Below are 7,690 nucleotides of genomic sequence, written 5' to 3' on the forward strand. Positions count from 1 at the left end.
ACAGGCACTCAGGCCGATCCCGCCTGCTTCCGCAATACCTTGCCCGGCAGCGCGCCGGTGTGTTCCCCACCGTCAATGACGACCGCGCCGTTGACCAGGACGCTTTCGATGCCCTGCGCGTACTGATGGGGGTTCATGAAATCAGCTTGGTCGATGACCGTGTCCGGATCGAACACTACGAGATCGGCGACCAGGCCCACGTCGATCCTGCCGCGGTCGGCGAGTCCCAGCCGCTGGGCCGGCTGGCCGGTCATCTTGTGCACGGCGGTGGGCAGGTCGAACAGTCCCTCTTCGCGGCAGTACTTGCCGAGCACTCTGGGAAAGGTCCCGTAGTACCGGGGATGAGGCGTGGTTTCGCTCAACGGGCCGGAGACGGCTGCGGCCCCGCCGTCCGAGGCGACCATGACCAGCGGATGGGTCAGTACGGAAGTGATCTCCTCCTCGCTCATGCCGAACCCGACCATGCCCACGCTCCCGTTCTCCGCGATGAGCAGTTCCCGCACGAACTCGAACGGGTCCTGACCGCTTCGCGCGACGATCTCGGACACCCGCCGGCCTACGTAGTCCTGGTTTTCCGCCCTGCCGACCGAAGTAATCATGACGGCGCTCCAGTCCCCCAGCATATCGACCTTGTCGACGGCCGCCCGTCTCATGGCGGGCAGGACGTCCGGTGACTGCAGACGGCCGACGAACGCCTCGGCGCCGCCCGCGCGGAAGCGGGTAGGAAACAGGTTCTGCAGTGTCGTGGCGTAGGCGATATAGGGATACCTGTCGAGGGTGATGTCCATCCCCTCGCCGATCGCCTGTTCAATCATGTCGAAGCATACCGCGACCTTGTCCCGGTTCCGCCTGCCCGAAGCCTTGAAGTGGGCGATCTGGAGCGCGATCTCGGCTTTTCGTGCGGTGCTGATCGCTTCGGTCACGGCTTCTACGAGGAAATCGTCCTCGTTGCGCATGTGAGTCGCGTAGAACCCGCTGTAGCCCGCCGCCACCCGGCCGAGTTCGGCGATCTCATCCTCATCGGCAAAACTGCCGGGCGTGTATTCGAGCCCGGACGTAAGGCCCCAGGCCCCTTCCGACATGGCCTGGTCCACGAGGTCCTTCATCGCATCGACCTGGCGCGCGCTGGCCGGCACGTTCTCGTACCCCACGACGTATCCGCGTATGGTGCCCTGGCCCGCGAGCGAGATGAAATTGAGACCGATGCCCTGCTGTTCGAGGGTGTTGAAAAGCCCCGTGAAATCCGTCCATCCTATGTCCACGCCGTAACGCCGTCCGTAGCCGTTCTGCAGCGACCTGAGCCGCGCGTCTGTCAGCGGGGCCAGCGAAGAACCGTCCTGGCCGGCCACCTCCGTGGTCACGCCCTGCCGGATCTTGCTTTCGGCCCTGGGATCGACCAGGAGCGAAAGGTCGGTGTGGGAATGGATGTCGATGAATCCAGGGCAGACGATCTTGCCTGTGGCGTCTATCGTATTCCTGCCGGAACCCTGGACAGGACCGATCAGGACGATCCGGTCTCCCTCGATGGCTATGTCGGCGACCACGGGTGCTGCGCCCGTCCCGTCGATGACTTGTCCCCCTCGGATGATCACGTCGTAACGCTGGGCGATCGCACAGCCGTCCAGCATCGTGGACAGGCCGCCAACTGCCGCGCCGGCGCCCGCCAGGCTTGTTCTCCTGAGAAAGTTGCGTCTGGACCAGTCCATGATTGCGCTCTTTTCGTTAGTTGGTCATCCGGATCTTCAGAGCCCGATCGTGAAGATGCTGCTTGATGGAATCCACCGAATAGTGACCGTAGTGCAGCATGGAAGCCACCAGGGCCGCGTCGGCCCCGCCTTCCGTAAGGGCGTCGTAGAGGTGCTCCGGCCTGCCGCCGCCGCCCGATGCGATGACCGGGATGCCCACGTTGTCGGCGATCATCCGCGTGAGTTTCAACTCGTAGCCTTCGAGCGTGCCGTCCGCGTCGATGGAGTTGACGACGATCTCGCCGGCGCCGAGGGCCTCGCCGCGCCGCGCCCATTCGAGGGCGTCCATGCCGGTGTCGCGCCGGCCGCCGTGGGTCACGATCTCGTAGCCGGACGGCAGGGATCCGGAACCGGCCGCCTTGATGTCCATGGAAAGTACCACGGCCTGAACCCCGAAGGCGTCGGCCGCCTCGGAGATGACCCCGGGATTGCCGACGGCCGCCGTATTCAGATTGACCTTTTCCGCGCCGGCTTCCAGCACCTTCCGACAATCGCCGACCGACCGGAGGCCGCCGCCCACCGAGAAGGGGATGAACACCTGCCGGGCAACTTCCTCCACCACGTCGAGCATGATGCCGCGCTGGTCGCTGGATGCCGTGATGTCGTAGAAGACGAGTTCGTCCAGGCCGGCTTCGTAATACCGCCGCGCCGCGGAGACCGGATCGCCGATGTCCTTCGTGTCGACGAACCGAACGCTCTTGACCAGCCGGCCGTCACGCACGTCCAGGCAGGAAATGAGCCGCTTGCTCAGCATGGATTCCCGTCCCAGCTCGCGAATTCGCCCAGGATCTTCAAGCCCACGGGACCGCTTTTCTCCACGTGAAACTGGGCTGCCACGATATTGCGCCGGCCGATTACAGCCGCGAACTCCACGCCGTACCGGCTCCTCGCAAGCACGTCCCGCTCCTCGCAGGGGGCGGGAAAATAGGAGTGTACGAAATAGACTTCGTCGCCCGGCCTGACGTGACGGAGCACGGGGTGCGCGCGGTCGACCCTAAGTGCGTTCCACCCCATGTGCGGCACCTTCAGGGTGTCGTCGTCCGGCCGGAACCTGAGGCACCGGCCGCCGATCAGGTCCAGGCACGGCAGATCGGTTTCCTCGGAACCCGAAAGCAGGATCTGGCAGCCCACGCAGATCCCCAGGATAGGCGTCCCCCGATCGGCGGCCGATATGAGCGCTTCGTCGAGCCCCCGTTTCCGCAGCGTCTCGAGGGCGGAATGGGCATGCCCCACCCCGGGAAAGACGATGCGCTCCGCCCGGACCAGTTCCTCCGGATCCGACGTGATGACCGAAGCCACGCCCAGGTGATCCAGCGCTCTTTTCACCGAGGTCTGATTCCCGGCGTCATAGTCAACGATGTGAATCATTAAATGTGGATCATTTGAACGTACGTTCTTCGGGGTGGTCAGGAGGGACAGAATACGATCCTGGCGCATGTTGGCCGCATGTCCCTAGTAATCCGATTGCGCCCGTTTTGTCAAGGGAAAGATGGCTCCGCGGGCTCGCCGGGGGACGGCCCTGGAAGAGGATTCGATCGTTGACATCGCCGGGTGTCGTTTCTATACTGGCTTGGTGCTTCTTCACGCCGTCGCCGCCGCGCCGGATTGAAGGCGAAAACGGCGGAACCAGCTCACTGAAATCCATCCTGAGGATTTGAGAACCAGATGCTCTTCAATACCGAGCGGGCCAGGGCGTACATGCGGGATCGCGGGCTCGACGGACTGATCGCGACCTCGCCCGTGAATATCACCTATTTCACGGACTACTTCATCTGGATCGACGGGCTCATGAAGGCGTACATGGTCCGGCCCGGCGCATCGGCGGATCTGGCGCAGGGGTACGCCCTGTTTCCCCTCGAGGGCGAACCCGCGCTGGCGGTGACCGGCGCGATGCTGGCCGTCAACGGCGTCGACCTGTGGGTGAAGGACATGCGGGTCAGCGGCGATTCCGGGCTCGACTGGTCCCTGCCGCCGAGGCCGTTGTCCGACCGGATGGACCGTGTTTTCCACCTGCTGCAAGGTACTCCGGACTACACCACGACCACCCAGGCCCTCGTCGGGGCCCTGAGCGACCGGGGACTTGCCGAGGGCACGCTGGGCGTGGAAGCCGACGGCCTGACCGCCGACCGGTACCGGCAACTGAAGGAGGCGCTGCCCGATGCGCGGCTGCTGGATTGCTCCAACCTCATCCGGCTGCTTCGCATGGTCAAGACCGGGGACGAGATCGACCGGCTCACGCAGGCGGCAGAGATCAGCGAAACGGCGGCCATGACGGCCATGGAACAGGCGCGGCCGGGAGACAACGTGCAGGATGTCGTTCACCGGTTCAGGGCGGAGTTGGGTGCCCGGGAGGCGGACCTGGACCACTTCGCCTTCGGAGTCCACGGGCTCGGCATCGCGACGGAACCGGACTTCATCCTCGGCGAATCCGACGTGGAGTACGTGGACTGGGGATGCCGGTACCGGTCCTGCTATTCGGACACCGGGACCACCTTGGCCATGAGGCCGCTGTCGGACGACATGCAGGTCCGGTTCGACACGCTCCGCGCGTCCATGGACGCCGGCCTGGCCGCGATTCGGCCCGGCGTTAAATCCTCGGCGGTACAAGCAGCCATGCAGGAAGTCGTCGACGAAGCGGGTCTTTCCATGTATCCCCATGGCCACGGGGTCGGCATGGAAGTGCGGGACTATCCCGTCCTGTCGCCGGACACCGGCCTGCGGATCTCGGACGACTGTGTCGACGTACCTTCGGATCTGCCCATTGAAGAAGACATGGTGCTCAACGTGGAAGCGCCGCTGTGCCTGGCCGGGGTCGGATCCCTGCACCTGGAACAGTCCGTTGTTGTGACGGCGAGCGGATCCCGTCCGCTCACGGAGCAGCGGAGGGACGGACCGGTGTTTCCCCAGGGCGCGTCGGGGCAGGAGTAGGGCGAAACAGAATCGGCGGCAACCTCCCATGAAAATCACCACAATCACGTTGCATCAGCCCGCGGGCCTGCTTCGTCTGGTGACCGGCGAAGGGTTCGAGGGATATTGTACCGGGATCACCGCCACAGGATACGACGTAGAGCGCGCGGCATCGATCGTGGTGGGATCGAATCCCCTGGATCGGGAACGGACCTGGTGGGCCTTACGGGATTTGGACGAAGGACTGCCGCCAGCTCTTCGCGCCGGGATCGACGTCGCACTCTGGGATCTCTCCGCCAAGATCGCCGGACGGCCGCTCTTCCGGCACCTGGGCGGGTTCAGGGACCGGGTTCCGGTCTGCCGGGCCAGCACCGCAGGAGGCACCACAGCCGCAACGGGAGACCCCTCAGGCGATGCGGACCCCTCCGGACCGGAGATCGTCAAGGAAGCGAAAGACGCTCAGCAGGCCGGATTCAAAGCCTACCGATTCGGCGCGATGGCGGATGAGAACACCCTCGTCCAACTGGTTCGCGAGGTGCGTGCGGCCGTGGGACCTGATTTCCCGCTGATCCTCGACGGCCGGGCCCTGTGTGTAGTCGATGAGGCTATACGGATTGGCCGGGTGCTCGACGAGGCGGACTATTTCTACTTCGACCGGCCCCGTCCCCGAAACGATCACTCCGGTGGGAAGCAGGTAGCCGGCGAAATCGATACACCGACCACCGCGGAAGTGCGCAGCCCCATCGAGGCGTCCCAGGTCATGACGGTCCAGTCCGCCGACCACATCCGAACCAGCGTACGGAGCGCGGGCGGGATCACGGACGTGTTGAAGACGGCCCGTTGCGCCGAAGCGTTCGGAGCGTACTGTCACCTTGAGGGTGCCGGGATCAGCGACGGCTTTGCCCATATACATCTCGCGGGTTCGCTCCGGAATATGCCTTTTATTGAGATGTCGAGGCATGAGGTCGCACCGCCGTTCGTCCTGAACCCGTTACAGATCGAAGACGGCCTCGTCCATTTGCCCGATCTGCCGGGCCTCGGCATGGAAATCGACCAGGACGCGGTCATGGACATGACCTCGGAACGGATTGAAGCCTGATACGGTGCGCGCCGACTGAATAACCGGTGCGGCCGTCTGAATAACGGCGGTCCACTGATCAAGGAACCCTCATGCAGATCCGGAACGTCAAATGCTACGTGCTGAAGGATGAACCCGAAACGCGCCGGGAGAGCAGCGCGGACCGGGGCAGCATGGCGCCTGTGCCGCCGGGGGTCTCCGGGCTGTTTACCCATGATCAGGGTTTCGGCGCCGGCGCGCCCGACGGATATACCTTCACCGGAGACGGACCGGAACCTAAGTACCGTCTGGTGGTCCGCCTCGTCACGGATGGTGATCTGGACGCCTTTGCCGACTATGGCACGGGTTTCGATCCACGGGAACTGGAATGGCAGGGCCGCCAGTTCCTGGCCCGCTACGCCCACATGCTCATCGGTGTGGACGCCTTCGACCGGGAATGCGTGTGGCAGCGGTTCTGGATGGCCCAGCGCTTCATGTATACGGGAAGAGGGCTATTGGATACGATCGACCGGATGTTGTGGGACCTGGCGAGCCGGAGCGCCCGTCTCCCCATCTACAAGCTGCTTGGCGCATGCCGAGAAAGTGTGCCCGCCTACTGCAACGTGGGCGGCCGCACCATCGACGATCTGGTGGCCCACGCGGTGCAGCGCGTGGAAGAAGAGGGATTCATCGGCTGCAAGGATCATTCCTACCGAGGGGTGAAGGCCAACGGGGAAATGGCCGTCAAGTTACGGGAAGCGCTCGGTGATAACATCATGCTCTTTCACGATCCCGTCGAGTCGTACACCTACGAAGAGGCCGTGAAAATCGGGCGCATCATGGAGAAGTGCAGTTACCGGTGGATCGAAGAGCCCCTGCAGGACTACGACATCCTTGGTCTGAAGAAACTGTGCGCCACCCTTGACCTCCCGGTCCTGACCCTGGAATGGATCGGCGCCATCGGGGGACAGCCGTACAACACGGCGCCGTACCTGGCGATGCAGGCCGCCGATATCGTCCGGCAGCGGGGCATCGGAATCACCGGACAGATCAAGCAGGCCCAGTTGGCCGAGAGCTTCGGCGTGGAGGTGCACGGAGGTGATCCCCACGTCATCCTGGCCATCGGAAACGACCCCGTCTTCGAGGCCTTCATGGGGCTGCGGCCACGCCCGCCTGACGAGGAACTCGACTGCCGGGGCACGCTCGTCGTGGAAGACGGCGCCATGTCCATCGCCTGGAGCGACCGTCCAGCGCCGGAACCGGACTGGGACGAAATGGCGCGGAGCGCGGTCGCGGTGATCTGAAATTTGACGCCGGAAGAATGCTTGACAGCATATTTTGCTATCATTAGTTTTCTGGTGTCAACCAGACAGAAAAGGAGGCCGCGATGAGTACCACTGTCACTGTCCGCGGCATTGATCCGGCGGACAAAGCCTGGCTCAAACGAGAGGCGCGACAAGTCGGCGTGTCTATGGAAGAATTCATCCGTCATATGATCCGCGAGAAGCGTGCAAAGGCTGAGCACCGCGCATCGCCTTCCGAGGCTTTCAAGCGGTATTTCGGGCCCGAAAACGGGGTCGAGCTACCGGAGTCCGGGCACTATGCATACCGTAAGGTCGAGTTCGCAAGTGAGCGTGAGACGTGAACACTCCTGTTGCCTGGCTCCTCGATGCGAATGTCATTTCAGAAATGATGCGCCCACATCCAGATCCACGTGTCGCTGCGTTTCTGGATAAGATCGCCGACCAGGGGATTGGTCTTGCATCCATTACGGTCTGGGAGATCCTCAATGGCATTGGCCTTCTCGATGCCGGACGGAGACGTGAAGCCCTCGCCGATCGATTTCAAAACCTGCTCGATGACCTCTTTGAGGATCGGATATACGATTGGACCTTGAACGACGCTCGAGAGTGTGCCCTCATAATGGAAGCTAAGCGACGGCGGTGCGAAGCGTTGGAGTACCATCTGCCGGACGCCTTTC

The 7,690-nt window shown here is 63.4% G+C and carries 8 protein-coding genes; 5 read left to right on the top strand and 3 right to left on the bottom strand.

The window, feature by feature from the left end:
- Positions 1-8: 8 nt before the first annotated feature.
- The 3 genes from F4Z81_02855 to hisH are packed head-to-tail and all read right to left on the bottom strand — an operon-like array spanning position 9 to position 3,113.
- Complete coding sequence (locus F4Z81_02855) at positions 9-1,706, bottom strand: D-aminoacylase (protein MXW03988.1); 1,698 nt, start codon at positions 1,704-1,706, stop codon at positions 9-11.
- Positions 1,707-1,722: 16 nt separating this feature from the next.
- On the bottom strand, positions 1,723-2,499 hold the full coding sequence (hisF, locus tag F4Z81_02860) for an imidazole glycerol phosphate synthase subunit HisF (GenBank protein ID MXW03989.1): 777 nt from the start codon (positions 2,497-2,499) through the stop codon (positions 1,723-1,725).
- Entirely contained in the window at positions 2,493-3,113 is a 621-nt protein-coding gene (gene hisH / locus F4Z81_02865; GenBank protein MXW03990.1) for an imidazole glycerol phosphate synthase subunit HisH, read from the bottom strand. Before hisH ends, hisF begins: the two co-directional genes overlap by 7 nt.
- A gap of 297 nt (positions 3,114-3,410) precedes the next feature.
- Between hisH and F4Z81_02870 the strand changes: the two genes are divergently transcribed.
- The 5 genes from F4Z81_02870 to F4Z81_02890 all read left to right on the top strand — a co-directional run.
- Positions 3,411-4,673: an aminopeptidase P family protein gene (locus F4Z81_02870; protein MXW03991.1), complete on the top strand. Its 1,263-nt coding sequence runs from the start codon at positions 3,411-3,413 to the stop codon at positions 4,671-4,673.
- Positions 4,674-4,701: 28 nt separating this feature from the next.
- Positions 4,702-5,751 carry a hypothetical protein gene (locus F4Z81_02875; protein MXW03992.1) on the top strand — a complete coding sequence of 350 codons (1,050 nt, stop codon included), beginning with the start codon at positions 4,702-4,704 and terminating at the stop codon, positions 5,749-5,751.
- A gap of 71 nt (positions 5,752-5,822) precedes the next feature.
- Entirely contained in the window at positions 5,823-7,013 is a 1,191-nt protein-coding gene (locus F4Z81_02880) for a hypothetical protein (GenBank protein ID MXW03993.1), read from the top strand.
- An 83-nt stretch (positions 7,014-7,096) separates the two neighbouring features.
- Complete coding sequence (locus tag F4Z81_02885; protein ID MXW03994.1) at positions 7,097-7,354, top strand: plasmid stabilization protein; 258 nt, start codon at positions 7,097-7,099, stop codon at positions 7,352-7,354.
- Positions 7,351-7,690 (top strand): type II toxin-antitoxin system VapC family toxin (locus F4Z81_02890; protein MXW03995.1); only part of this gene is annotated, 340 nt, incomplete at its 3' end. The genes F4Z81_02885 and F4Z81_02890, both read left to right, overlap by 4 nt.

This window comes from Gemmatimonadota bacterium (genome assembly GCA_009835325.1).
Classification (GTDB): Bacteria; JAAXHH01; JAAXHH01; order JAAXHH01; family JAAXHH01; genus JAAXHH01.